The sequence below is a fragment of the Roseibium sp. genome, from assembly GCF_050301095.1.
Lineage (GTDB): Bacteria > Pseudomonadota > Alphaproteobacteria > Rhizobiales > Stappiaceae > Roseibium.
On the sequence record NZ_JBNKYW010000291.1, the window covers coordinates 1 to 25146 of the forward strand.

The 25146-nt window shown below is 57.5% G+C and carries 19 protein-coding genes and 1 pseudogene; 10 read left to right on the forward strand and 10 right to left on the reverse strand.

Features of this window, described 5'->3' with window-relative positions; genetic code table 11:
- The coding region (locus ACQY7U_RS25380) for a beta strand repeat-containing protein (protein WP_428651131.1) at nucleotides 1-3992 on the forward strand (3992 nt) is incomplete at its 5' end.
- Between the two features lie 93 nt (nucleotides 3993-4085).
- Here ACQY7U_RS25380 and ACQY7U_RS25385 read toward each other — a convergent pair.
- A complete protein-coding gene (locus ACQY7U_RS25385; protein WP_428651134.1) occupies nucleotides 4086-5405 on the reverse strand; it encodes an HlyD family type I secretion periplasmic adaptor subunit in 1320 nt (439 codons plus the stop codon).
- A gap of 455 nt (nucleotides 5406-5860) precedes the next feature.
- On the opposite strand from ACQY7U_RS25385, the gene paaK reads away from it, so the two are divergent.
- On the forward strand, nucleotides 5861-7171 hold the full coding sequence (gene paaK, locus ACQY7U_RS25390) for a phenylacetate--CoA ligase PaaK (protein ID WP_428651137.1): 1311 nt from the start codon (nucleotides 5861-5863) through the stop codon (nucleotides 7169-7171).
- Between the two features lie 146 nt (nucleotides 7172-7317).
- On the opposite strand, the gene ACQY7U_RS25395 is transcribed toward paaK, so the two are convergent.
- Together ACQY7U_RS25395 and ACQY7U_RS25400 are read right to left on the reverse strand one after the other, a co-directional pair.
- Complete coding sequence (locus ACQY7U_RS25395) at nucleotides 7318-7872, reverse strand: DUF3291 domain-containing protein (protein WP_428651140.1); 555 nt, start codon at nucleotides 7870-7872, stop codon at nucleotides 7318-7320.
- A 50-nt stretch (nucleotides 7873-7922) separates the two neighbouring features.
- The gene (locus ACQY7U_RS25400; protein ID WP_428651143.1) at nucleotides 7923-8783 is read right to left on the reverse strand and encodes a PaaX family transcriptional regulator C-terminal domain-containing protein; all 861 of its coding nucleotides are present in this window, start codon (nucleotides 8781-8783) and stop codon (nucleotides 7923-7925) included.
- Nucleotides 8784-8953: 170 nt separating this feature from the next.
- On the opposite strand from ACQY7U_RS25400, the gene ACQY7U_RS25405 reads away from it, so the two are divergent.
- On the forward strand, nucleotides 8954-10000 hold the full coding sequence (locus tag ACQY7U_RS25405) for a zinc ABC transporter substrate-binding protein (RefSeq protein ID WP_428651146.1): 1047 nt from the start codon (nucleotides 8954-8956) through the stop codon (nucleotides 9998-10000).
- Nucleotides 10001-10087: 87 nt separating this feature from the next.
- Here ACQY7U_RS25405 and ACQY7U_RS25410 read toward each other — a convergent pair whose 3' ends face one another.
- Nucleotides 10088-12085, reverse strand: a complete 1998-nt coding sequence (locus ACQY7U_RS25410; RefSeq protein ID WP_428651149.1) for a L,D-transpeptidase family protein — start codon at nucleotides 12083-12085, stop codon at nucleotides 10088-10090.
- Between the two features lie 454 nt (nucleotides 12086-12539).
- On the opposite strand from ACQY7U_RS25410, the gene ACQY7U_RS25415 reads away from it, so the two are divergent.
- The gene (locus tag ACQY7U_RS25415; protein WP_428651152.1) at nucleotides 12540-13016 is read left to right on the forward strand and encodes a hypothetical protein; all 477 of its coding nucleotides are present in this window, start codon (nucleotides 12540-12542) and stop codon (nucleotides 13014-13016) included.
- Between the two features lie 91 nt (nucleotides 13017-13107).
- On the opposite strand, the gene ACQY7U_RS25420 is transcribed toward ACQY7U_RS25415, so the two are convergent.
- On the reverse strand, nucleotides 13108-13659 hold the full coding sequence (locus ACQY7U_RS25420) for a single-stranded DNA-binding protein (protein WP_428651155.1): 552 nt from the start codon (nucleotides 13657-13659) through the stop codon (nucleotides 13108-13110).
- 574 nt (nucleotides 13660-14233) lie between these two features.
- On the opposite strand from ACQY7U_RS25420, the gene uvrA reads away from it, so the two are divergent.
- The 5 genes from uvrA (at nucleotide 14234) to trmFO (ending at nucleotide 20207) form a co-directional block, all read left to right on the forward strand.
- Entirely contained in the window at nucleotides 14234-17107 is a 2874-nt protein-coding gene (gene uvrA, locus ACQY7U_RS25425; RefSeq protein ID WP_428651181.1) for an excinuclease ABC subunit UvrA, read from the forward strand.
- A 233-nt stretch (nucleotides 17108-17340) separates the two neighbouring features.
- Complete coding sequence (locus ACQY7U_RS25430; RefSeq protein ID WP_428651157.1) at nucleotides 17341-17493, forward strand: DUF1127 domain-containing protein; 153 nt, start codon at nucleotides 17341-17343, stop codon at nucleotides 17491-17493.
- 243 nt (nucleotides 17494-17736) lie between these two features.
- Nucleotides 17737-17961, forward strand: coding sequence for a DUF6429 family protein (locus ACQY7U_RS25435; RefSeq protein ID WP_428651159.1), 225 nt, complete (start codon nucleotides 17737-17739; stop codon nucleotides 17959-17961).
- Between the two features lie 377 nt (nucleotides 17962-18338).
- Nucleotides 18339-18488: a DUF1127 domain-containing protein gene (locus ACQY7U_RS25440; RefSeq protein ID WP_428651162.1), complete on the forward strand. Its 150-nt coding sequence runs from the start codon at nucleotides 18339-18341 to the stop codon at nucleotides 18486-18488.
- Between the two features lie 300 nt (nucleotides 18489-18788).
- Nucleotides 18789-20207, forward strand: a complete 1419-nt coding sequence (gene trmFO, locus ACQY7U_RS25445) for a methylenetetrahydrofolate--tRNA-(uracil(54)-C(5))-methyltransferase (FADH(2)-oxidizing) TrmFO (RefSeq protein ID WP_428651165.1) — start codon at nucleotides 18789-18791, stop codon at nucleotides 20205-20207.
- 47 nt (nucleotides 20208-20254) lie between these two features.
- Here trmFO and ACQY7U_RS25450 read toward each other — a convergent pair whose 3' ends face one another.
- From ACQY7U_RS25450 to yajC, 5 genes are all read right to left on the reverse strand, one after another.
- Nucleotides 20255-21106, reverse strand: coding sequence for a phytoene/squalene synthase family protein (locus ACQY7U_RS25450; RefSeq protein WP_428651167.1), 852 nt, complete (start codon nucleotides 21104-21106; stop codon nucleotides 20255-20257).
- Between the two features lie 28 nt (nucleotides 21107-21134).
- Nucleotides 21135-21512, reverse strand: coding sequence for an Mth938-like domain-containing protein (locus tag ACQY7U_RS25455; protein ID WP_428651170.1), 378 nt, complete (start codon nucleotides 21510-21512; stop codon nucleotides 21135-21137).
- A 12-nt stretch (nucleotides 21513-21524) separates the two neighbouring features.
- Nucleotides 21525-22475, reverse strand: coding sequence for a protein translocase subunit SecF (gene secF, locus ACQY7U_RS25460; protein WP_428651172.1), 951 nt, complete (start codon nucleotides 22473-22475; stop codon nucleotides 21525-21527).
- A gap of 16 nt (nucleotides 22476-22491) precedes the next feature.
- Complete coding sequence (secD, locus tag ACQY7U_RS25465) at nucleotides 22492-24102, reverse strand: protein translocase subunit SecD (RefSeq protein ID WP_428651175.1); 1611 nt, start codon at nucleotides 24100-24102, stop codon at nucleotides 22492-22494.
- Nucleotides 24103-24173: 71 nt separating this feature from the next.
- Nucleotides 24174-24509 (reverse strand): preprotein translocase subunit YajC, encoded by a 336-nt coding sequence (gene yajC, locus ACQY7U_RS25470; RefSeq protein WP_428651178.1) that lies wholly within the window; start codon nucleotides 24507-24509, stop codon nucleotides 24174-24176.
- 238 nt (nucleotides 24510-24747) lie between these two features.
- Here yajC and ACQY7U_RS25475 point away from each other — a divergent pair.
- Nucleotides 24748-25146, forward strand: a pseudogene (locus ACQY7U_RS25475) (DUF815 domain-containing protein); the annotation flags it as partial.

A 25146-nucleotide genomic window follows, 5' to 3' on the forward strand; every position in this document is an offset into this window, starting at 1 on the left:
CCTCCATCGATGTCACGGTCACTGCGACCTCCACGGACGGCTCGACCTCGTCTGAAGTCTTCACGATTGCCGTCTCTGACGTCGATGAATATGACGTTTCCGCCGTCTCCGATACGGATGCTTCGGACAACACCATTACCGAAGATGCGGCTGCCGGCACCCAGGTCGGCATCACGGCGCTGGCCACCGATGCCGATGTCACCGACACCGTGTCTTACTCCGTTGACGACACCCGCTTCACGGTGGACGCCCACGGCGTCGTCACAGTGGCTGCGGGTGCTTCCTTCGATGCGGAGACCGAAGCCTCCATCGATGTCACGGTCACTGCGACCTCCACGGACGGCTCGACGTCTTCGGAAACCTTCACGGTCGCCGTCTCGGACGTCAACGAGAGCGCTGTTTCCGCCGTGACCGATACGGATGCTTCGGACAACACCATCGCCGAAGATGCGGCTGCCGGTACCCAGGTCGGCATCACGGCGCTCGCAACCGATGCGGATGCCACCGACACGGTTACCTATACGGTCTCGGACAACCGCTTTACCGTCGATGAGAACGGCGTCGTCACGGTCGCCTCCGGAGCCAGCTTCGATTATGAAGACGAGCCCACGATAAACCTTACCGTGACAGCAACCTCTACTGACGGATCCACCACTCAGGAAACCTTTGCCATCTCGGTCTCAGACGTTGCTGAGGTCTATCAGATGGAGCAGGGACAAGGTTCCTTTACCGATACCGGAGTTGCCGAAACCACTATTACTGGAACGGACAGCGGCGAGACCATCACCGCCCATGACGATGGCGGCACGATCTACAGTGGCAGTGGAGACGATACGGTCTATGGTGGCGCCGGAGACGATTACATCGCGTACGGTGAAGGCGCGGACACCGTCTATGGTGGTGGCGGGAATGACGTCATTGACGATGAAGCGGGCACCCAGATCAGCAATGACGCCAATCTGCTGGATGGCGGTGCCGGAAACGATACCATCTATGGCGGCGGCGGTGATGACACCATCATCGGTGGATCCGGAAACGACAGTCTCTGGGGGGAAGGCGACAACGACACGCTTGAAGGCGGAACCGGAAACGATACGATTTACGGCGGCATCGGCACCGATACGGCAGTTTACTCAGGCAATTGGGGAGACTATTCCATTACCCAGAATGGGGATGGTTCCTTCACCATTATTGATTTGCGTTCCGGTTCGCCGGACGGCACCGACCGGGTGTATGACGTAGAAAACTTCCGATTTGCCGATGGCGATGTTCTTGCGGGCGACTTGATCGCGCAAGACATAAGCGCGGTCACGGATTCGGACAGTGCGGCCAATACTGTTGCGGAAGACGCAGCAGCCGGCTCGACGGTCGGTATCACCGCATTTGCCGAGGATGCCAATACATCCGACACCGTCACCTATTCCGTCGACGACAGCCGCTTCACGGTTGATAACAACGGTGTCGTTACCGTTTCCTCTGGTGCCAGCTTCGACGCGGAGACCGAAGGCTCCGTCGATATCACGGTCACCGCGACATCGACGGACGGCTCGACATCCCAGCAGGTTTTCACAATTGCTGTTTCCGATGTGGACGAGTTCGATGTTTCAGGTGTTACGGATGCTGATGCGTCCGGAAACTCTGTAGCTGAAAATGCGGCAAACGGCACAGTTGTCGGCATAACGGCACAGGCAACTGACCAGGATGTGTCGGACAGCGTGACTTATGCGCTAGTCGACGCGGCTGGTGCACCTGTTTCGAGTGGCGCCTTTGCGATCGATGCCAACAGCGGCGTCGTCACCGTCGCCGACAACTCGCAGCTTGACTACGAAACGAACACATCGCAGACGATTTACGTCAAGGCGACGTCTTCCGACGGGTCTTCGTCGATCGAAAGCTTCACGATCAATGTCGAAAATGCATTCGATGAAGCCCCGACCGACATGACCTTTACCGGCAACAGTGCCATGTCGATGCCGGCATCAACGATTTCGGCCGGAACGATCGTGACCGACGTCAGTTCGGTCGCCGACGCCGATGCCGGCGACAGTTTTTCGTATGCCCTGACCGATGATGCGGGGGGCAAATTCGCAATCGATGCCGCTACCGGGGAAATCAGCCTGATCAGTGATCACGATGCTTCTACGGCTTACAGCGGCAATATTACCGTTCAGGTCACGGATTCTGGCGGCAACACCTATTCCGAAGTTATTGGCATCAATCTCGGAACGTCCGGTGACGATGCTTTCAGCGGCAGCGGCAATACCGACGTCTTTTACGGTTTCGACGGCTCGGATGTTCTCAATGGCGGCGGCGGTGATGATATTCTCTATGCCTCTGACCAGAGCCAGGCGACCGTGGGCGGAACCGAAACCGTCGGTTCCGGCTATTCGCTCATTCGCCTTGGTTCCATGGCCGACATCGATAGCGATGAATCCAATAGTGTTTCGGAAAACGCCTCGAATCTGCTCGGGTCCTACGGAGGGGTCGGAAGTCCCCTTTATGACCAGGTTGTCGAGGTGACCGCGAACGACGCGAACAACGATGGTATTCTGGCTGACAACGACTATAACGGCACAGCGGAAACCTTCACCATCAACGGTTCGAATTACGCATTGGATTCGACGCAGGTTTACGACGCCACTGTCACCTTTACCGACGGAACTTCAGGGACATTTACAGCCGTCGTGATCCAGCTCACCAACGGCGAGGTCTATCTGGCGCCGGAATACCAGTCCAACGCGGATTCCGCACTTCTTGCGAGCAAACCGATCGAATCCATTTCACTCGACAACGTGCTGATCAACGATAGTGACCTCTACGCCAACCGGCTGGACAGTGACTACTATGTGTCCGGCGGCAATGAATTGAACGGCGGCGCCGGCAATGACGCGCTTTATGGCGCCGGCTCTGACGATACGCTCACTGGAGGAGCCGGTGACGACAGCCTTGACGGCGGGGCCGGCAACGACACGGCAATCTACACCGGTACTTTCGCCGAGTATGACATCGTACAGAACCAGGACGGCAGCTACACCATTACCGACCTGCGTGCCGGTTCGCCCGACGGCACCGATACCGTGCTTAATGTGGAAACGTTCCGCTTTTCAGATGGGGATGTACTTGCTGATCAGTTGGTCGGTGGCTCCGTCGGTTCGGTGACCGACACCAACAGCGCCACCAACACCATCCACGAGACGGACGGAGCCGGAACGCAAGTCGGTATAACGGCCCTGGCGACAGATCCGAACGGCGATGCGGTGTCCTACACGCTCAGCGACGACCGGTTCGAAATTGACGCGGACGGAAATGTCACCGTTGCAGATCATGCGTTCTTCGACAGCCAGACGGAAAGTTCCATCGACCTTGTGGTAACGGCTACGTCCGCCGACGGCTCTCAGTCGAACGAGACTTTCTCGATTTCCGTATCCGGCGACTACGATTATCAATTCACCGGTGGCACGGAAAGCGGCACCTTCAGCGGCTCGGGCGGGTCCTACTCCATCGATGGCGTCGGCGGCGACGACAATATCACCACAGGTGACTACAACGACCGGATCGAGGGCGGCGCCTATGGCGGCAATGACGTGATCACGTCGGGCGGCGGCAGGGACCTGATATTCGGACAAGGCGGTTCCGACAATATCAACGCCGGTGCCGGCGATGACGTCATCATTGGCGGAACCGGTGCCGACAACATCAGCGGCGGCGACGGTTCAGACCTCTTCATGTATGGATTGGGTGACGGCAACGACCTGATCAATGCGGGTGCCGGAACATCCTGGACCGACGTCATCGACCTTGGCGGCGGGCCTGGTGTTGCCTCGGCCGGCGAATACGGTGTGGACTGGACAGTGACCGTTACAAGCGGTTCCATCGATGCCACGGATACCTCCGGTGGCAAGATCACCCTGTCCCAGGACGCCGATGGTTACATCGATTTTGCCGATGGCAGCCGGGTCACCTTCAATGATGTCGAAGAGATCCGCTGGTGACCACAAGCTGGCAACGCAATTAGAGAAAAGGGCCTCGCCGGCTATGGCGAGGCCCTTGTTGCGGATGCGCCTGATGATTTGCTGATAAGCGCCTTAGCGCTCACTCAATGGATCGCCTATTGCCCGGGTTACAGGTTTGAGCATGTATTGCAGAACGGATTTCGACCCGGTCACGATCTTGGCGTTGACCACCATTCCCGGAGAGACTGTCGCGGCTTGCGGCCCCTGGCCGATCTTGTTCGTCGTGAGCGGAATTTCCGCCTTGAAGAAATAGTTGCCATATTCATCGCGGAAACTGGAAGCGGAAATCACGGAGACCTCCCCCTTCAAGGTGCCTTGCACATTCGGATCGAACGTCGTGATCGAGATTTCAGCTTCATCTCCGACTTCGACATGCCCGATATCCCGCGGCGAAATCCGGACCTCAGCAACAAGATCGCTGTTGCTCGGCACGATTTCGGCGACAACATCTCCGGGAGCAAGAACGCTGCCCGGACCTTTCAGATAAAGCGCCTTGATATGTCCGCTTACCGGTGATCTGACATAAAGACGATCAAACCTGTCCCGCTGTTTTTCCGCTTCGAAGTTCAACTCGTTGCGTTCCTGCACAACCCGGCTGCGTTCAACGGCAAGCTCCTCCGCCGCAACGGCGATCGAACGCTCCAGGGTCGCCCGGGCTTCTGCCAATTGCGCTTCCGTGCGGCCCTTCATGCCGCTGATTTCGCTGAGCTGGCTCTGCGCCTGTTGCAGCGCGGACTTGGCATCCAGGTAACGGCGCTTGGAAGTGTATCCCTGCTTGAACAGGGATTCCTGAATGGCGTATTTTTCCTGTTCTATTTCGACCTGGGTTTTCTGAAGGGCAATCCGTTCCAGGACGCTGGCAAGTTCAGCTTCCTTTTCGTTGATTCGGGCCTTCAGGGCCTGTTGTTCCTGCTCCTGCGCCCTCTGCTGGGCAACGAGAGCGGCATGTTGGGCTTCACTGAATTCCGCCGGCTTTCCGAGCCTCAAACCCTTGGACGCGGTTTCCGGCAATTGAACGGCCAGCCGGCGTTCTTCACGGTTCAGATAGAGCAACCGGGTTTGCACTTTCTCAAGATCGCTCGAAGTCGCGGTTTCCAGCAATCTGATGAGGGGTTGCCCAGCCTCGACAAGAGCCCCCTCCTGAATGAGCACCTCTGCGACGATGCCGCCTTCAAGATGCCCGACGGTTTGAACCTTGCCTGCGGGAACGATTTCTCCCGCGGCTTTTGCGACTTCCCGCACCTGTCCGATCGCGGCCCAGGTGAGAAACGCGGCAGCACCGAGAGACAGCACCTGAAGAATGCGCCTGTAGGCAACCGGAGGCGGTCCCTCTTCGAGTTCGAGAGGGATGTCGAGCGTGTAATCTTCAGCGGCGGATTTACGATTGAACATGGCGCCCTAATGCTGATATCAGCGTCACTCCTATAAATCGTCGATTAAAGTAAATATCTGCTGAATCAATTTATTAGCCTTTGGCTCTTCCCTCCGGCAGCAACAAACGCCTCGGTGAGCTCAGAGGCATGTGTCGCATCGCCTGCAAGCGCACGATCAATGGTCATGAACCGGACCAGGCGGATGCATCTTCACGCTTGCCGTCGGCATTTCACCCCTTGCTTAGCCAGCTCAAAGTTCAACTCATAAAATTGCCGGAACCGGCATGCACGCCCTCAGGCGCTCGACAGGGTGCGAAAGCATACGAACTCTGCCGGCAAGGATCGTCCGGTCTTTACGATGAGGCCCTCTAAAACCAGAATGTTGGACCAAACGCCAAATTCGGCTCAAATTTACGCAGGACAAAAGCACAATGCTCGCGGCAGGACCAAAACCTGCGCCCCAGGGAGGATATCATGGAAGATCTGGCCCCGCGTCATGGCGATCTGGAAGCGATCGAAACCGCAAGCCGGGACGAGCTTACCGCCTTGCAGCTGGAACGGATGAAGTGGTCCCTCGCCCATGCCTATGAAAATGTTCCGCTCTTCAGGCAAAGATTTGACGACAAAGGCGTGCATCCGTCCGACCTGAAGACCCTCGCAGATCTCTCGAAGTTTCCGTTCACGACTAAAACCGATCTCAGGGACAATTACCCTTTTGGTCTTTTCGCCGTCCCGCGTGAAAAGATTGTTCGCATACACGCCTCCTCCGGCACGACCGGCAAGCCGACCGTCGTCGGCTATACCGCCAACGACATCGAGATGTGGGCCAATCTAGCCGCGCGCTCAATCAGGGCATCGGGCGGCCGTCCGGGCGACATCGTTCACATTGCCTATGGCTACGGTCTGTTCACCGGCGGTTTGGGCGCCCACTACGGCGCGGAAAAACTCGGTTGTACGGTCGTGCCAGTTTCAGGTGGAATGACGGAACGCCAGGTAACCCTGATCCAGGACTTCAAGCCGCGCGTCATCATGGTGACGCCATCCTATCTGCTCGCCATTCTGGACGAGTTCCGGCGTCAGGGTCTTGACCCGAGGGAAAGTTCCCTTGCAACGGGCATATTTGGCGCAGAGCCATGGACCAACGCCATGCGCCTGGAAATCGAGGAGGCCTTCGACATGCACGCGGTCGACATCTACGGCCTGTCCGAAGTTCTCGGTCCCGGGGTTGCCAATGAGTGTGTGGAAACCAAGGACGGACTGCACGTCTGGGAAGATCATTTCTACCCTGAAATCATCGATCCCGAGACGGGCGAAGTGCTGCCCGACGGCGAGGTTGGCGAGCTTGTGTTCACCACACTGACCAAGGAAGGCCTGCCGATGGTCCGTTACCGCACCCGCGACCTGACCAGGCTCTTGCCCGGCACCGCCCGCAGCATGCGCCGCATTGAAAAGATCACCGGCCGCTCGGATGACATGATCATCCTGCGAGGTGTCAACGTTTTCCCGACACAGATCGAAGAACAGATCCTGAAATGCGGCGGCCTTTCACCGCATTTCCAGATCGAATTGCACAAGAAGGAAAGGCTGGATGTCATGACTGTCCGTGTCGAAGCCTCGCCGGATTGCGCGTCCGGCGAAGACCGCAAAGCATCTGCGGCCGAATTGTCCCATCACATCAAGAGCGTGATAGGTGTTTCGGCAAGGATCGACGTCACTGAGCCAGGACAGGTTGAGCGGTCTGCCGGCAAGGCCAAACGGGTGGTCGATAACCGACCCAAGGAATAACACCTGCGGTCTCGATCAAAGGCACAGGATCTCTCGCAATCTGCCCGAACCATCCGGATCGCCTCCCGAAGCTTGACGTTAGGGTAACCGGAATGCCGGATATTTGAAACAATGCCACCGAAGACCGACTGATTGTCCTGGTGCGATCAAACTGCCCCGACGCCACATTGGTCTGTACGCCAAAGCTGCGCCTGTTGAATATACGACCAGTCAAAAGCCTGTTCTGTTGACCCCTGGGTGTTGAGCTGATCGAGTTTTTGCCAGGCTTCTTCCAGTGAAGGTTCATGACCGACGGGAACCGGCCACATGACAAAATGCATCTTGCCGAGCAGCCCGAACCACTCGGCGCGGCGTTCGTAGAACCGTTTGTGGACAGTCTTGAACACGAAATTTTCCAATGAGAGGACATCTTCCCAGACCGACAGGTTGGGAATAATCATCGGATCGTTGTCCGGAGACATGGAAATGGAAGAGCCGGTTTCGTCTTTCTTGCGCCACACGAAGCCAGGGCTCCGCTCGGCTACTGCGTTGACACGGTTGAGATTGTTGACAAAGTCCGAAATGCGCGGGTCGAAAATGGCGTGTTTCAGCCGGGCAACATTCAATTCCGCAATATGAAATCCTGTCATTGCACCCTTCTCCAATGTCTTTTGGCGTTTCCGCAAATTTGACTGCCTGAATCCGCAGCCTGGTAGTTTCATGAACCGGAGATCATCTGCAAGTCAGAGAGGACACTTCAAGCTGTTGTGCATCACAACCTGTCTGCGAGCGAATTCAACCGGGACAGAACTGCTTCGGGCCTTTCTTCCAGTAAGCCACGCCGGTTAAGAAGATGACGGCCAATATAGGTGTCTGCCTGTTCGGACAGGGTCGAATAAAGGTCGGCAAACAGACGATGCGCGTCACATCCTGTCCAGTTATCCGGCAAAACGGACGGCGGGAACCGGGGATCCCGCAACCGAATGTCGCGATAGGCATGTACCAGAGCCAGGCGCAGCAGCAAGGCGGACTGACCATCGGGTTTTGTTTCCGCCAGGTTCCTCATGGGCCGGAACGCTCTGACGAAGTCGGAATAGTCCGCTGAAAGGGCTTCCATGTTGAACACAGACTGCAACAAGTCCGCCAAGTCTTGCGTTTCATCCCCTATCGACACGGCCCGAAAGGCGGTGCCACGCAATGGTCTGTCAGGACGATCGGCACCGGCAAAAACATCGCCGCCGAGTGATACATAACCATGTCGTAACAAGACAGTCTGGCTGCTCTGCTCAGAACAGTGCGTAATGATCCAGTCGCATTCGCCGTCGAGTTCGCCATAAAAACTCTCTGCGGCGGCGTGATATTCTGCCCTCGCGGCATCCGTCAAGGCATAGAAACTGCGCCGCCCTTCCCGTTGTCCCGAGAGTTGTCCCCTGGAGACGAGCCGGGAGACGGCAGTCCGCACCAGGGATTCGTTGATGCCGAAACCGGCGCACAGGCTGATCAGATTTCCCATCCACAAGACACCTCCCCGAGGCTCGACCACATCACCATAGATGGTAACGATCAGCCGGGCAGCTTTCGGCGGATATGGAGACAGCAAGTTCTCCGCCTGAAATTCCTTGCAGGTGCTCATGAAGCGTTTGATCCATCTTTGTTTTTTGAAGTCGGCCGATACCCTTTCACCGAACCTAACGCCTTGTGTCGCGAAAATTCAATCCGGTTCCATTCCGGGCTTGAAGGGGTCGATACGAAACGTTATATAGTTACGCGTTACATTGTTACATACTTACGAGTGTCTCAAGAATGATCCAACCCTTCCTTCCGCGCGTCTACCGTGTCCCCTGTGGCAAGCGCCTAATCGTTCCGTGCCTTGCCGCAATGCTCGGCGCAGGACCGCTGAGTGTTACGGCCGCAGCCTCTCCTCCCTTAGTTGTCACCACCATCAAGCCTCTGCACGCCATTGCCTCTACGGTAATGGAAGGGGTCGGCACACCGCTTGTCCTCATCGACGGGGCTGCCTCGCCCCATGGTTTCTCGCTGAAACCCTCGCAAGCCCGGCAATTGCAGGATGCGGATGCCGTATTCTGGATCGGCCCGGAGCTTACCCCCTCCCTGGCGAAACCGATATCGTCGATGGCAGGTCACGCAGCGGTGGTGGAACTGATGAATGCCAAGGGTATCGAGCATCTTTCATTTCGCAGTGGCGCGGACTTTGACACAAACGATACGGGCCACGATCACGATGACGGCGAAGAAGGACATGAAGATGACCATCACGAAAGCACCCATGTCGGCCACAATTCCGACGAAGGTCACGCTCATGAATCCGGTGAAGATCCGCACATCTGGCTCAATCCGGACAATGGAATTGCCATAGCAGACACCATGGCCGCGACACTTGCAAAAATTGATCCCGTGAATGCCGAGACCTACCGGGAAAACGCGGCACGGTTCACGAAGCAAATCAAGGCGCTCGAAGAAGAAATCCAGTCGGAACTCCGGCCTCTCGCAGACCGGAAATTTCTGGTGTTTCATGATGCCTACCACCATTTCGAACATCATTTCGGCGTTGAGGCGTCGGGCTCCATCACCCTCTCTCCTGAAAGCATCTCCAGCGCCGACAGACTGGCGGAAGCCCAGGAAAAGATCAGGGAACTGAATGTGGTCTGCGTTTTCCAGGAGCCCCAATTCGACTCGAAACTGGTCGACGTGGCACTTGAAGACAGCTCCGCCCGCAAGGGAACGCTCGATCCTCTCGGAACGGATCTGACAAATGGGCCCGATCTTTACCCGGACCTGCTCAAAAACATTGCCGGCTCGTTGGCCGATTGTCTCGGCAATCCTTCTTAGGGCCACGCTCTTGAGCACGAAAAACAAAAACCACCTGCGCGGAAAGGCGCAGGTGGTTCAATGCTCAGAGTGCTTCAAACGCTGGCGTCAGGATGTGCGGGCCTTCGCCCGGACCGCCTCTGTCTTTTCGATCGCCTGAAGCAGGTACCGGTCCCGGTCATAAACGTCCGGATAGAATGCGACCGTGCCGTCAAGATCCGGCCAGGCAGTAAAATAGGAAATGTAGACCGGGATATCTCCGGACACCTCTTCCTGTTCGTTGCGACCGACAGAAATCCGCGATGTCACATAGTCCTTCGATTTGCCGAGGACAGCTGCAGCCATGGCCTTCGGGTCCTGCAGGCGAATGCATCCATGGCTGAACGCGCGCATGTCCTTCTTGAAGAGGTTCTTCGAGGGCGTGTCATGCATGTAGATGTGATGCTTGTTCGGGAAGAGGATCTTCACGGCGCCCAAAGCGTTGGAACTACCCGGATACTGGCGGACGTTCACTGACTGCTGCTTGGATGCGACGGCATACCAGTCGACGGATGAGGAAGAAATCTGACGTCCGCCAGCCGTGGTGACCTCATATCCCGCACGGTCCAGATAACTCGGATCCTGAGCGAGTTTCGGCAGCATTTCATTGACAATGATCGAATACGGCACGCCCCAATAAGGGTTGTATTCAACTATCTCGATCTTGTCGTAGAAGAAGTTGGTCTGGTTGGATTTCTTGCCGACCACGACGCGCATCTGCAGCGGCGTTTCGCCGGGCGCATAGTACGTCGCGGTAAACGCGGGCTGGTTGATGAAGACCTTGCGTTCGCCGAGAACTTCCGGAATCCAACGGCTTCGCTCCATGGCCAGTTCGACCTTGGCGATCTTTGCGGCATTCGTTTCACCGACCAGGGCATTGATCGTGTTCTTGCCTATAATGCCGTCCGGCGTCAGTTTGGCCTCTTTCTGAAAGGACTTTACGAGCGCGACCAGTTCTGGTGCGTAAAGTTCATCATCGGCATAGGCGGCAAGTGTCTCAGCATGCTCCGTCTTGAGGTCTTCAGACCCGTTTTTGCGGATGGCGGCCACGATATTCTTCATTTCCGGGCTGGACTTGCCAGCCTTCAGGAAAGTACCGGGTGCGATCACGATCTGATCGGCTTCCTCGTCTTCGGCCTTCAGTTTCGCCAGTTCAGCCGTCAACTTCCGGAAGTGGTCGTTCTGGGGCTGGACCTTTGCAAGCGCACCCGCCATGTCGGCGGTGGCCGACAGATCTTCCAGTGAGGCAACCAGATCCACCTTATGTCGCGGCAGGTCGTGATATTGCGAGATCCGGTTCGGATCGATACGGCCACGCTTGGAATCGAGCAGGAATGTCAGCGCAGCCGCGCTCAGTTCCATTTCATACTGCATGACGGCGGCGTCACGTCCCGCATCGTCAAGGCCGTCGGTGGCCGGCAGGGATACAAAGTAGTCTTCCGGGTTCAGAGCGTATTTTCCGGCATCGCTCAGCGCATGGCGCAGGGCAGCCGCCTTGACTGAGGGCTTGCCGTCTTCGATCCAGACGAATTCCGGATGCTCCCGGTAAAAGGCGATCAAAGCCTCTCCCACTTCGGGCAAAACGGTCAGTGAGAGATCTGCCAGAGCCGGACGGGCCTTGTCGAAGTCCGTCAACACAATGGGCGCAACGGTGGTGCTGTCAGTTTCTACTGCCGCCGCTTCGGTTGACTCCTGTGGTAAATCTGCCGGTTGAATTTCAGCGGTTTTCTTCTCGGAGAGTGGCGCCAGGGAAACCGATTTCCAGGCATCCGCCGAATAATTGAGGTACCGGGGAGCAGACACCCGTGCGGTCACGATCTTCTGGCGGAGGCTGTCCTGACGGTCGCGCTCCTGCTGCCTGCGGTGGACATCCGGATTGAACAAGCGCTGGAAAAGTCCCTGGGCGGACGCGGTTTCAACAGCAGCAGTATTGAAACCCGTGGCGAGAACCGTCGCCATCATGCCGGCCTTCAGGGAGCCTCCGATCACTTTTCGTGAGAACTGTGCAATTGCGGCCCCGCGTTTTCCCCCGGATTCCGTGCCCATTCCCATCTTGGTCTCTTGCATTGTTTTAACCCGCAAAATTCAAAATCCTTCGTACCCGGTACAGTGCCCGTATCAACCAGGTGCTCTTCAGTTCCCCGCCGAAATCAGCGTTTGCCCTGTCACCGCTTCCACAAGCGGATTTGACGGAGAAGTTAACCCGCCATTCTGAGCGATCCGGCCGGAAACGATTCACGAAGCGCCCGCGACAAACAGGTTAATACTATATCAGGCTTATCCAGTTGGTTAAGGCACACCATCATGCACACCTTTTGAATTCACGTGAGTGTGACGATAATGCCGCGCCGGATTTCCGCCGGTTACAAGCCGCTTCTCGGACAGGGAGTCGAGGAGTGTCCGCGATTGGTGCGAAAAACCTGGTCTCGAAACGTCCGTAGCGTGACCAGCATCACGCAGATCTCGACAAACACTCCCTATATCGAACTCACGAAAACGTGAGGCAAGTCGGGAGTATCAGATGCCGTTTCAATTCAATGTCGGGGACCATTCCTCGCCGATCTCGAAATACAAAAGCTTCAATTCTTCGCAGTACAGCAAGCTGAAATGGGCCCGGAACAAACTGTTCAAGATGGTCAAGAACAACCCGTCTTGTAATGCCTATTTCCGAACGCTCCCCGGTGGACGCAGCCTGAGCGACATGATCGGCGACAGTTCCATATGGGTAAACTACGGGCCGACGATTTCCCCGCTGCACGGTGAAATCCACGTCCCAACGGGTGAAATCGCGATCGGAGACAGAGCCTTCAACATGGGAAGGTGGATGGTGCTCGCGACGATCATTCACGAACTCGCACACCACAACGGTGCCCCGATCACCGGTGGCGACACAAGGGCGGAAGAAGCCGTCTATCACTGCGGCCTTGGTTCGGCCAAAGAGTACTACGACGGCGTGGACGATCCGCACACGCCATACGATCCGAGCGTCGGCGGCTGATCCGGGCGCGGAGACTCTGCCGGGACGAGACCTCCTCCAAAAAAGAACAGCCCCAAAATTTCGGGGCTGTCGTCTCCTGTTCAACCGTCCCTCAGAACGGAATTTCATCATCCATCGGGCCGGATCCACCAGAAGGACCGCCGAAACCACCACCGCCAGAACCGCTGGAGCCACCCCCGTAGCCGCCACCACCGCCGCCGCCGAAGCTGCCGCCGGACCCGCCACCAAAGCCGCCGCCCTGTGGTTCGTTGCCGTAATCAGGCAAGGATCCGGACTGACCGCCGCCTTCGTTACGGCCGTCAAGCATGGTGAGGTTCGAATTGAAGCCCTGCAGAACCACTTCCGTGGAATACCGATCCTGTCCTGACTGATCCTGCCATTTCCGCGTCTGTAGCTGACCTTCGATATAAACCTTGGAGCCTTTGCGCAGATAGCTTTCGGCAACCTTGCAAAGACCCTCGTTGAAGATCACCACACGGTGCCATTCGGTTCGCTCCCGGCGCTCACCGCTGCTGCGGTCGCGCCAGGTTTCGGAGGTTGCAATCCGCAGATTGGCGATCGGACGACCATCCTGGGTCCGGCGGATTTCGGGGTCGGCACCCAAGTTGCCGACCAAAATTACTTTGTTGACGCTGCCCGCCATTCTGCACTCCTGTTGTTCTCTTGCCGTCTGTCCAGCGCTTTCACGCTCTTTCGGCGCGCCGTGCCGGCCAAACCGAGCCGCAAGTGTTCTTGCTAAAAAGCAGAACCCGGGCAGCCTGCCAACGGGTTCGCCGGTACTTTCACCGTTCCGCTTCCATTTTCCACAAGGTAGCCCCCGGATTGGACGCGGCTGCGGACCAAACAGCCAAACTCCGGCCGATCTTCTTTCACCGTGTCTTCCGGCAGGAAGTGGCAGGAGAAGAGCGCCGACCAGACATTGTCAGGCCACGCACCGGAAATTGTACTTGTTTTGTTCTTACCATTTCCGTAAAACCGATTCAATCTCGGAACGCCTTCACAGGGCGCTTCGGAAACTATTCTAAATTCCTCACTGGAAGCTGCTCCCCAAATCGCTATATCGGGGAGATGCCGACCGGGCGCCGGGCGGAACCGATTATGTCCATACATGCAACATGAGCCGTGCTCACCACATGTGCATGAGGTCAGGAAGAGCAAGAATGACGACATTCAAAGGCACGCAGGCGGACGACAACTGGAAAACTGATCCGACCAGGATGATCAGCGTCCGCGGCGCCAGGGAGCATAACCTCAAGGGTGTTGACCTGGATTTGCCGCGCGACAAGTTGATCGTGATGACCGGCCTGTCGGGCTCCGGAAAGTCCTCCCTTGCCTTCGACACGATCTATGCCGAAGGCCAGCGCCGCTATGTCGAAAGCCTGTCCGCCTACGCCCGCCAGTTCCTGGAGATGATGCAGAAGCCGGACGTCGACCAGATTGACGGTCTGTCCCCGGCGATTTCCATCGAACAGAAAACCACCTCGCGTAACCCGCGTTCGACGGTAGGCACAGTTACTGAAATCTACGACTACATGCGGCTGCTGTTCGCACGGGTCGGCATCCCCTATTCGCCTGCCACGGGACTTCCAATTGAAAGTCAAACCGTCAGCCAGATGGTCGACAGGGTTATGGAACTCGAGGAAGGTACCCGCCTCTACCTGCTGGCGCCGATGGTGCGCGGACGCAAGGGAGAATACCGTAAGGAACTCGCCGAGCTCATGAAAAAAGGGTTCCAGCGCGTCAAGATCGACGGGACCTTCCACGAGATTTCCGAGGCCCCCGCCCTCGACAAGAAGTTCAAGCACGACATCGATGTTGTCGTGGACAGGCTTGTCGTGCGCGATGATATCGCGGGACGCCTGGCGGACTCGCTCGAAACCGCACTCAAGCTTGCCGACGGCATCGCCATTGCCGAATTTGCCGACAAGACTGATGAAAAAGGCGCGCCGGAACGGCTGATCTTTTCTGAAAAATTCGCCTGTCCCGTTTCCGGTTTCACCATTCAGGAAATCGAGCCGCGTCTGTTTTCCTTCAACAACCCCTTCGGTGCTTGTCCGACATGCGACGGCCTCGGCACCACACTCGCCTTCGAAGAAGATCTTGTCGTGCCCGATCATTCGCTGTCCTTGCGCGAAGGTGCGGTTCTACCCTGGGCAAAGACAGGCTCGACATCTCCTTATTATGCCCAGACACTGGAGGCGATCTGCAGCCACTACAAGGTGTCCATGGCGACTCCCTGGAAAGACCTGCCGGAAGATGTTCAGGACGCCATACTCCACGGCACCGGCAAGACCGCCATCGAGTTCGTCTATGACGACGGTGTACGCAGCTACCGGACCGAAAAGACCTTTGAGGGCGTCATCGGCAACATCGAACGGCGCTGGCGGGAAACGGATTCATCCTGGGTGCGCGAAGAACTTTCCCGGTTTCAGTCCGACCACGCCTGCCCTGCCTGCAGCGGTTTCCGCCTGAAACCGGAAGCGCTCGCGGTCAAGATTGCCGACAAGCACATCGGCCATATCACCGAGTATTCCATTCGGGAGGCAAGCGTCTGGTTCGAAGCCCTGCCGGCGAAACTCTCCGACAAACAATCCGAAATTGCCGGACGAATCCTGAAGGAAATCCGGGAACGGCTTAAGTTTCTGAACGATGTCGGGCTTGAGTACCTGACGCTGTCTCGCTCCTCCGGAACGCTTTCCGGCGGTGAAAGCCAGCGTATTCGTCTGGCTTCCCAGATCGGTTCGGGGCTGACCGGCGTGCTTTATGTTCTGGACGAGCCTTCCATCGGCCTCCACCAGCGCGACAATGCAAGGCTTCTGGAAACGCTGAAACACCTGCGTGACCTCGGCAACACGGTCATCGTTGTCGAACATGACGAGGATGCGGTTTTGTCGGCGGACTACGTTGTCGATGTCGGACCGGGAGCCGGCGTCCACGGCGGGGAAGTCGTGGCCAAGGGAACTCCGCAGGAAATCATGGCCAATCCGAAATCCCTGACGGGCGAATACCTGTCGGGCGCGCGAATGATCAATCGCAATGAAGGCCGCCGCAAGATCAACAAGAAGCGGCAGATTTCTGTCCGGGGCGCACGTGGCAACAATCTTAAAGACATCGATGTCGACGTCCCGCTGAGCACTTTCACCTGCGTGACAGGTGTCTCGGGCGGCGGCAAGTCGACTTTCCTGATCGATACGCTCTACAAGGCTGCCGCGCGCCGGCTGAACGGTGCCCGTGACAATCCGGCTCCGCATGACCGGATCGAGGGCCTGGAAGTACTCGACAAGGTAATCGACATCGACCAGTCACCCATCGGCCGCACGCCTCGCTCAAATCCGGCTACCTACACCGGCGCATTCACGCCGATCCGCGAATGGTTCGCCGGCATGCCGGAAGCCAAGGCGCGCGGCTACCAGCCCGGCCGTTTTTCCTTCAACGTCAAGGGCGGCCATTGCGAGGCCTGCCAGGGCGATGGCGTCATCAAGATCGAGATGCATTTCCTGCCAGACGTCTATGTCACCTGTGACGTCTGCAAGGGCAAACGCTACAACCGGGAAACACTTGAGGTCGAATTCAAGGGCAAATCCATTGCCGACGTTCTCGACATGACCGTTGAGGAGGCGGCCGAGTTCTTCGCCGCCGTTCCTGCCGTGCGTGACAAGATGGAGACCCTGGCGCGTGTTGGCCTTGGCTACATCAAGGTCGGACAACAGGCCACCACGCTTTCGGGAGGCGAAGCCCAACGCGTGAAGCTTGCCAAGGAACTGTCGAAGCGGTCCACCGGCCGCACGCTCTATATTCTGGATGAACCCACGACCGGACTACACTTTCATGACGTCGCCAAATTGCTCGAAGTGCTTCACGAACTGGTCGACCAGGGCAACACGGTGCTTGTGATCGAACACAATCTTGAAGTCATCAAAACGGCTGACTGGATTGTCGACCTTGGGCCGGAAGGCGGAGACGGCGGCGGCACCATTGTCGCGACCGGCCGCCCGGAGGATGTTGCCGAAGTTCAGACGAGCTACACAGGCCAGTTTCTTCAGGAACTTTTGCAACGGCGGCCGCAACGCACATCTGACGCTGCGGAATAACCCCCAGATCATCAGGGCGCTTTTGTGTGCGCTGCACACTTTTCACTATTGCACTGTTTTCACGAATCTTTTCCGAATCAATACGCCCTGCCTTTCTTGCGATTGCTGCATTGCATCAAACGCATGCCTGACATGCGCAGATGGCACTTCTTTAATTTCGTCCGGTGAATTATATCATGATCAACAACGGCACGGAGCGCTAGCGAGCGCCCGCCAGACTAAGGAAAAAGAAGATGTTTGACACTGTGCGTGCAAAGTACAGCAACTGGGTTAGCTACCGCCGTGCGGTCGACGAACTGTCCCGCCTCTCCAACCGCGAGTTGGCTGACCTCGGTATCAATCGCGGCGAAATCAAGTTCGTCGCCCGCCGTTCGCACAACGGCTAATAAAAAAAGAATTCGCGTCCCGAGGCATCCTCCTCCCAGCCAACGGACGTGAGACACGCAGGGCATCCTCCTCCCAGCCCTGTCACGTCGAAACGACGCCCGCCAGTACCTCCTCCCACTGGCGGGCGTTCGTTTATCCAGATTTCAGTTTCTCCAAGTCATCCTTGAACTTTGAGCAATGCCCTGGTCGCAGTCCATTGCGAAAGGGTGCCGTTTTTCCCTTCCTGCTTTTTGAATTCAGACATGTTTGGGATCATGAAAGTGGATCCGAACAAAATCGACGACGTCGTCCAGACCCTGCTGTTCCTGAAAGGGAATGATTGGGATGTGTTGGACCGCCTTCATAAAATGGGACTGACCAGCGATCCGGCAACCAAGTCGAAGCCGGTTCCCCTGACCGACGGGGGCCTCAAGCGCTCCAAAGAACTCTTTGATGAGTTGTATTTGGTCTCTTCAGATCGCCCTTAGTCGTTTCTGGTCCCGTTAATGAACCATCCTTGCGTAAGCCACGCGGGATATTCCGGAACCGGCAACATTATTTTGTCTTTGAATTGAAAATACCTGCGCGAGGCGGGCGTCTTGCGCATCCGAACGCACCCAACAGGTGCGTTCACCTCTTCGCAGCTGCGAACCATTGAATCGCCTCGCCATGCGTCTCACGCAATGATTTCGGCCGATTAATGAAAGTTAACAGTTTTTTGACATGCATTCTGCGCATACCTGCTTCGCTATTTCCCATCTACCTCGCAGCGCACAAAATCCCTATCTTCAAATCATAAGAGATGAACGGGCCAGACGCCGATCCGCGGTGCCATGGCCATGAGATATAGCGAAAGGCCTAAACCATGATCGATACCGTTGTTCGCAAGTTCAATAACTGGAAACGTTTCCGTCAGACCTACGACGAACTGTCCTCCCTGACGAACCGTGAATTGAACGACCTGGGCATTGCCCGCGCTGACATCGCCCGCTACGCGCGCATGTCTGCAAAATAAAAAGCTTCGTGGTCTGAAAGACTCCTCCTCCCAACTTTCAGATCACGCTCCTCCGCAGCAAGCTGCGGGGTTTAAAAAAAGCGCCTGCCGGATACCTCCTCCCACCGGCAGGCGTTTTTTTGTCTGGAATCCGTCCTCCCGGCATGTGCCGTTATTCCGCCGCCGTATTTCTGTCCGGCCGGTTCTGAAACATTGCGGCATCGCCGCAATGGATGTTATCAGGGGCCAAATACGATTTCGGCTCCCGTAACCCGCGTTGTCGCGGCCTGGGCATGCTGAATGCATTTCCAAGGACGAAAAATGACCCCCATCCATGTAATCGGCGGCGGCCTTGCTGGTTCCGAGTCTGCCTGGCAGATCGCGCAGGCAGGACTGAATGTGGTGCTGCACGAGATGCGCCCGGTGCGAAAGACCGACGCGCACCAGACGGAAGGGTTGGCCGAACTGGTGTGCTCCAATTCTTTCCGGTCCGACGATTCCGAACAGAACGCGGTTGGCCTAATCCATCATGAACTGCGTCAACTCGGATCGCTGATCATGGCGTCCGCCGACGCGCATCAGGTGCCTGCCGGAAGCGCGCTTGCAGTGGATCGTGAAGGGTTTTCTGCTGCCGTTACCCAGGCCCTTGAAGCTCATCCACTGATAAGGATCGAACGGGAAGAGATTGCAGGCCTGCCGCCGGCGGAATGGGACAAGGTCATCATCGCAACGGGCCCACTCACCTCCCCGGCGCTCTCCGAAGCAATCCTGGAAAAGAGCGGAGAAGACGCCCTTGCTTTCTTCGATGCAATCGCGCCGATCGTGCATTTCGACTCGGTCGACCTTTCAAAAGCCTGGTTCCAGTCCCGCTACGACAAGGTCGGTCCGGGCGGCACCGGCAAGGACTACCTCAACTGTCCGATGGACAAGGAACAATACGACGCCTTTATCGACGCTCTGCTCGAAGGCGAGTCGGCGGATTTCAAGGAATGGGAAGCCAACACCCCCTATTTCGACGGCTGCCTGCCAATCGAGGTAATGGCGTCCCGCGGGCGGGAAACCCTTCGCCACGGACCGATGAAACCGATGGGGCTGACCAATGCGCACAATCCGGACGTGAAGCCCTACGCAGTTGTCCAGCTCCGCCAGGACAACGCCCTGGGCACGCTCTACAACATCGTCGGATTTCAAACAAAACTGAAGTACGGCGCACAGGCCGACATCTTCCGGATGATTCCCGGGCTGGAAGACGCCCAGTTCGCGCGCCTCGGTGGCCTGCACCGCAACACCTTCCTGAATTCCCCGAAGGTTCTCGACGGCTCGCTGCGGCTTAAGGCCGATCCGCGTCTGCGTTTCGCCGGACAGATCACTGGCTGCGAAGGCTATGTGGAGTCTGCAAGCGTCGGCTGCCTGGCTGGTCTCTTTGCAGTGATGGAGGTGCGCGGCGAGGACATTGTGCCGCCTCCGGAAACCACGGCAATGGGAGCCCTGCTCGGCCATATCACCGGCGGACACATCAGCCGGGAAGACGGCGCCGGAAAACCGGGGTCGTTCCAGCCGATGAATGTCAATTTCGGGCTTTTCCCGCCGGTGGACGCGCCAAGCAGGGACGCAGACGGCAAGAGGTTCAAGGGCAAGGAAAAGGCAAAGGCCAAGAAACGCGCAATGACCGACAGAGCCAAAGCGGACTTTGCGATCTGGAAGGACCGTCTGGGATTGCAGAAGAACGCAGCCGAGTAGTCTGGCAACACGGCGCCGAGACTTGTCCAGGTCTCGGCCATGCCGCATTAAATCCGCTCGAAAACTTGCCCCGATGCTCGCCAAAGAAGCCATTGGCGGCGCAGCTGCGAAATTTCCGTCACATCCTTCAAGGGATCGTGGTTTTCGGATTCCAGCTTTTTCAAAAACGGTTCCACAAGCGTCAAGGGCAGGAACGCCGGATGGCAGCTGGCAGGAACATCGCCTGACGCCTGGCGCACCCGCTTTAGATGGTGACGAACATGTTCACGCATCTCTTTCAGGACCGCCTCGAGTTCCGGCGTGGTTTCGCCCCGAAACACGGTTTCCGGGTCAAGATTGTGCCGTTGTTGAAGGTCCTTGGGTAAATACATCTGCCGCCTGGAGGCATGCCAGGGCAAGGCGCGCATCAGACCCGCAAGTCCATACGCAACGCCGGCATGTCCGGCGGCAGTGGCTGTGCCGGTATCCCTGCCGCCGTTCAGAACAAGGCAGGCGAGTTGGAAAAGCCCTGAAACCGTTTCCCCGGCATAGCCTTCCAGGTCGTTCAGGCTTGGCATCGGATCATCGTATAGATCGAAGATCCGTGCCTCCGTCATCGCGACAAGACCCTGCTTGGGCAGATTGTAGTCCCGGATCGTCTGCAAGAGCGCATTGGCGACCGGATTGGCTGCCGCGGTCCCGTGCTCTGTTCCGCCCAAAAGGTCCCGCCACCATTGCAGGCGGACCTCGCCCGGCAGAGGTTCCGAAACGATTTCGCGAACCCGCGCAATTTCGGCGTTGAACGCATAAAGCGCCATGAGGCCGGGACGGTGTTGTTCAGGAGCCAGAAGCGCACTCAGGTACCGGTCCCGGTCGTATCGGCGCGCCACTTCGGCTGCATGTTCGAAGTCGGAGGTCATGAACGCCCCAGAGGCTCAGTGTTTCGGTTCAATCCACGGCCAGGAGCGCGGCCGCGACCGCGCGGTCTTCGGACAGAAGAACGTTGTATGTCCGTACCGCCGCTCCGGTAGACATGGGGTCGGCAAGGATGCCGGCCTCACGAAACCGCTCCTTCAGTTCAGCCGGAAGCGGTACCAGGTCGGATCCGGTCCCCACCAGCAGAACTTCGATGTCTTCCTGTTCCTCCATGACCCGTTGGAAGGCATCAAGAGAAAGGTCCACCGGACTGGCAGGCGTCCAGCCATAGATGCCGCTCGGGACACACAGGATCGAGCCCAGGTGAGACATGTCGGCAAACCGGAAGCCACCGTTGCCATAAGCATCCAGCGGCGCCCGGCCCGGAAAATGTGCTTTCCTGATTTCCATGGAAACGGCCTCTTAGGCTGCCGCCTCGGCGTCCTTGTCCTTGGTGTCGTCGCCATCCTTCGGAGACATGGCCTCTGCCCGAAGGTTGAAGAGGATCAGGAAGGGAGCCGCGAGGAAAATCGAGGAATAGGTACCGATTACGATCCCGAAGATCATCGCCAGGGTGAACGACTGAATAACCTCGCCGCCGAAGACGTAGAGCGCGGTCAGGGCAAGCAATGTCGTCACGGATGTCATCGTCGTGCGAGACAGGGTTTCGTTGATCGACATATCCAGAACTTCCGCAAGCGGACGCTTTTTGTACTTGCGCAGGTTCTCGCGGATGCGGTCGTAGACAACCACGGTATCGTTGAGCGAATAACCGATGATGGTCAAAACCGCTGCAATGCTGGAAAGCGAGAAGTCAAGTTGCAGCAGCACGAACAGTCCGATGGTGATGACCACGTCATTTGCCGTTGTCAGGATCGCGCCGACCGCAAACTGCCATTCGAAACGGAACCAGATGTACAGCAGGATTGCGAACAACGCGGCAACAACGGCAATCAGACCGGCTTGCGCCAATTCGCTGGAAACACGAGGACCGACGACTTCCACGCGGCGGAAGTCGACGTTCTGATCTTCGAAGATCGAACGGACGTTCGCGACAACGGCCTGTTGCGCAAGTTCACCACCCGGCTGTTCCTCGACACGGATCAGGATGTCATCAGAGCCGCCGAATTCCTGCACCTGGATGTCACCCAGGTTCAACGCGGACAAGTCCGACCTGATCGCACCGATGTCGGCCGGACCATCCGTTTTTATCTCGATGATCGTTCCACCCTTGAAGTCGATGCCATAGTTCATGCCGACCGTGAAAAACCCTGCCACAGAGGCGAGCACCAGCAGGATGGACAGCGGAAAGCTCACTTTCCGCAACCACATGAATTTGATTTTGGTGTTGTCCGGAACAAGTCTCAGCAACATTTGTCTTTCTCCCGGATCAAATCGGCAACTTCGACGGACGACGGCGGCGGACCCAAAGGGCCACCAGCAACCGGCTGAACGTGAAGGCTGAGAAAACGGTTGTGAAAATGCCGATAGCCAGTGTGACGGCAAATCCGCGAACCGGGCCGGAACCGAGCTGGAACAGGATGACTGCCGCGATCAGTGTGGTGATGTTGGCGTCAAGAATGGTTCCAAGTGCTCGGCTATAGCCTGCATCGATCGCGGAAATCGGAGACCTCCCTGCCCTTGCTTCTTCCCTGATACGTTCGAAGATCAGCACGTTTGCATCGACCGCCATACCGATGGTGAGAACGATGCCGGCGATCCCGGGGAGCGTGAGCGTGGCCTGAAGGAACGTGAGCGCACCGAAGATCAGGAAAATGTTCCCGAGCAGGGCGAGGTCGGCAATGATCCCGAAGCGCCCATAGGCCAGGATCATGAAGACGATGACCGCGATGCCGCCGATGATCGAGGCCAGCTTGCCCGCTTCAATGGAATCGGCGCCAAGGCCCGGACCGATGGAGCGTTCTTCGATGACCGTCAGTTTCGCAGGCAAGGCGCCCGCCCGCAACAGGACTGCTAGGTCGTTTGCACCGTCGACCGTGAAGTTGCCGGAGATCTGTCCCGAACCACCTGTGATCGGTTCGCGGATGACAGGAGCCGAAATCACTTCATCGTCAAGCACGATTGCAAAGGGACGGTTGACGTTCTGCTGGGTGATCAAAGCAAACTTCCGGGCACCGGACTGGTTGAAACGGAAGTTCACGACCGGTTCGTTGGAGCGCTGATCAAAGGACACCTGCGCATCGACCAGATCTTCACCGGACAGAAGCGGGGCTTCTTCGAGAAGATAGGGAATGGGCGGATCGTCGACGGACATCATGACCACGGTCCCGACCGGAGGTCGGTTCTCCATGGCCTGCTGGCCTGACATGGATGTATCGACCATATGGAAGGTGAGCTGGGCCGTCTGGCCGACAAGGTCCTTCAGCCGTTCCGGATCGTTTTCACCCGGGGCTTCAACCAGGATCCGGTCAGCTCCCTGGCGTTGAATGCTCGGCTCGGTGGTCCCGATCTCGTCAACACGCCGGCGGATCACCTCGATGGACTGCTGAACGATCGAAGCCAGACGGTCGTCGAGGCCTTGCTCGGTGTAGGTGAAGCGGATCAATCCATCGTCGGTTGCGGTCATCTCGAATTCGTTGACCGGCTGCCCGCCAAAAAGATTGGACACCAGGGGATTGACCAAGGGCTGCAACCGCTCTCTCGCATCCGCCAGCTTCGTCAAGTCCCGGATACGGACCTGTGCAGACTCGCCCTGCACACCCAGTCCGGTGTATCCGATGCGCGGATCCTCGCGCAGGGTCGTGCGGATATCGCTGACCAGCGCTTTCATGCGCTTCTGGATGTAGTCATTCTTGTCGACCTCATAGAGCAGATAGGCCCCGCCTTGAAGGTCAAGCCCGAGAACCATCTGTTTCTTCGGCAAGAAGTCCGGCCAGCTTTCAAGTTGCTGAGCGGTAAAAAAATTCGGAAGCGTCGTCACGACGCCGGCAGCAATCACCAGCGAGATTAGTGCGATTTTCCATCGAGCAAAATGGAGCATGGTCAAGCCTTAAAAACTGCCAGGCCGATGGAAACCGGCCCGGCGCATTCCTCAAACGGCGTCCTGAAAGGTCAGGCGTTTTCTTTTGCCGGCTCGGTCTTGGAACGCACTTCCTGAACCATGGAGCGGACGACCCGAACCTTCACGCCTTCGCCGATTTCAACCTGCACCTCGCCGTCGTCAACCACCTTGGCTACCTTGCCGATCAACCCGCCTGTCGTGACAATGGTGTCGCCACGGCGCAGGTTGGCAACCATTTCCTGATGCTGCTTCATGCGCTGGCGCTGCGGGCGGATGATCAGGAAATACATAATTGCGAAGATGGCCACGAACGGCAGCAGGGACACGAGGAAGTCCGGAGCTCCGGCAACGCCGGCACTCTGCGCATATGCGGGGGTGATGAACATGTATCTCTCCTAACGGGCGTCGCTCCGCCGAAACACCGACAAGGCATTGCGGCTAAAACGCGGTAAATCTGGTGGCGCGGACTATAACGTTGGCGCGGCTCATTTCAAGCGTTGCAGGCTGTTTCTGCGTACCGGTATCGGAATAACTGGCGTTTTCGTGTGTCCTCCGCCGTGTTACTCCTCCGACGACTTGGTTCCGGGCCTCACATGGGCCTTTTTGACTGGGGTTGCAAGAAAAATGAGCACGCAAGACAACCTTGCCGCACTGAACGCAAAACTCGATTCTCTCATCGAACTGATCAGCCGCGCGGTCCCCGCCGCCGCGAAGGAAACGAACTGGACGTCGGCGGACGCTTTCGTCTGGGTGCCTGAGCCGGGCGAACTTCAGGCTGTAGAGAAGGTCAACCGGGTCGACATCACGCTGCTTTGCGCCGTTTCGCATGTGCGCGACCTTCTTCTGGACAACACCCGCCGGTTCGCCGGCGGATTGCCGGCGAACAACGCGCTCCTTTGGGGCGCGCGCGGCATGGGCAAATCCTCTCTGGTCAAGGCGGCTCACGCCGCGGTCAACGAGTAGATTGCGCTGGCGAGCATCAAGCTCATCGAAATACACCCGGAGGACATCGAATCCCTCCCC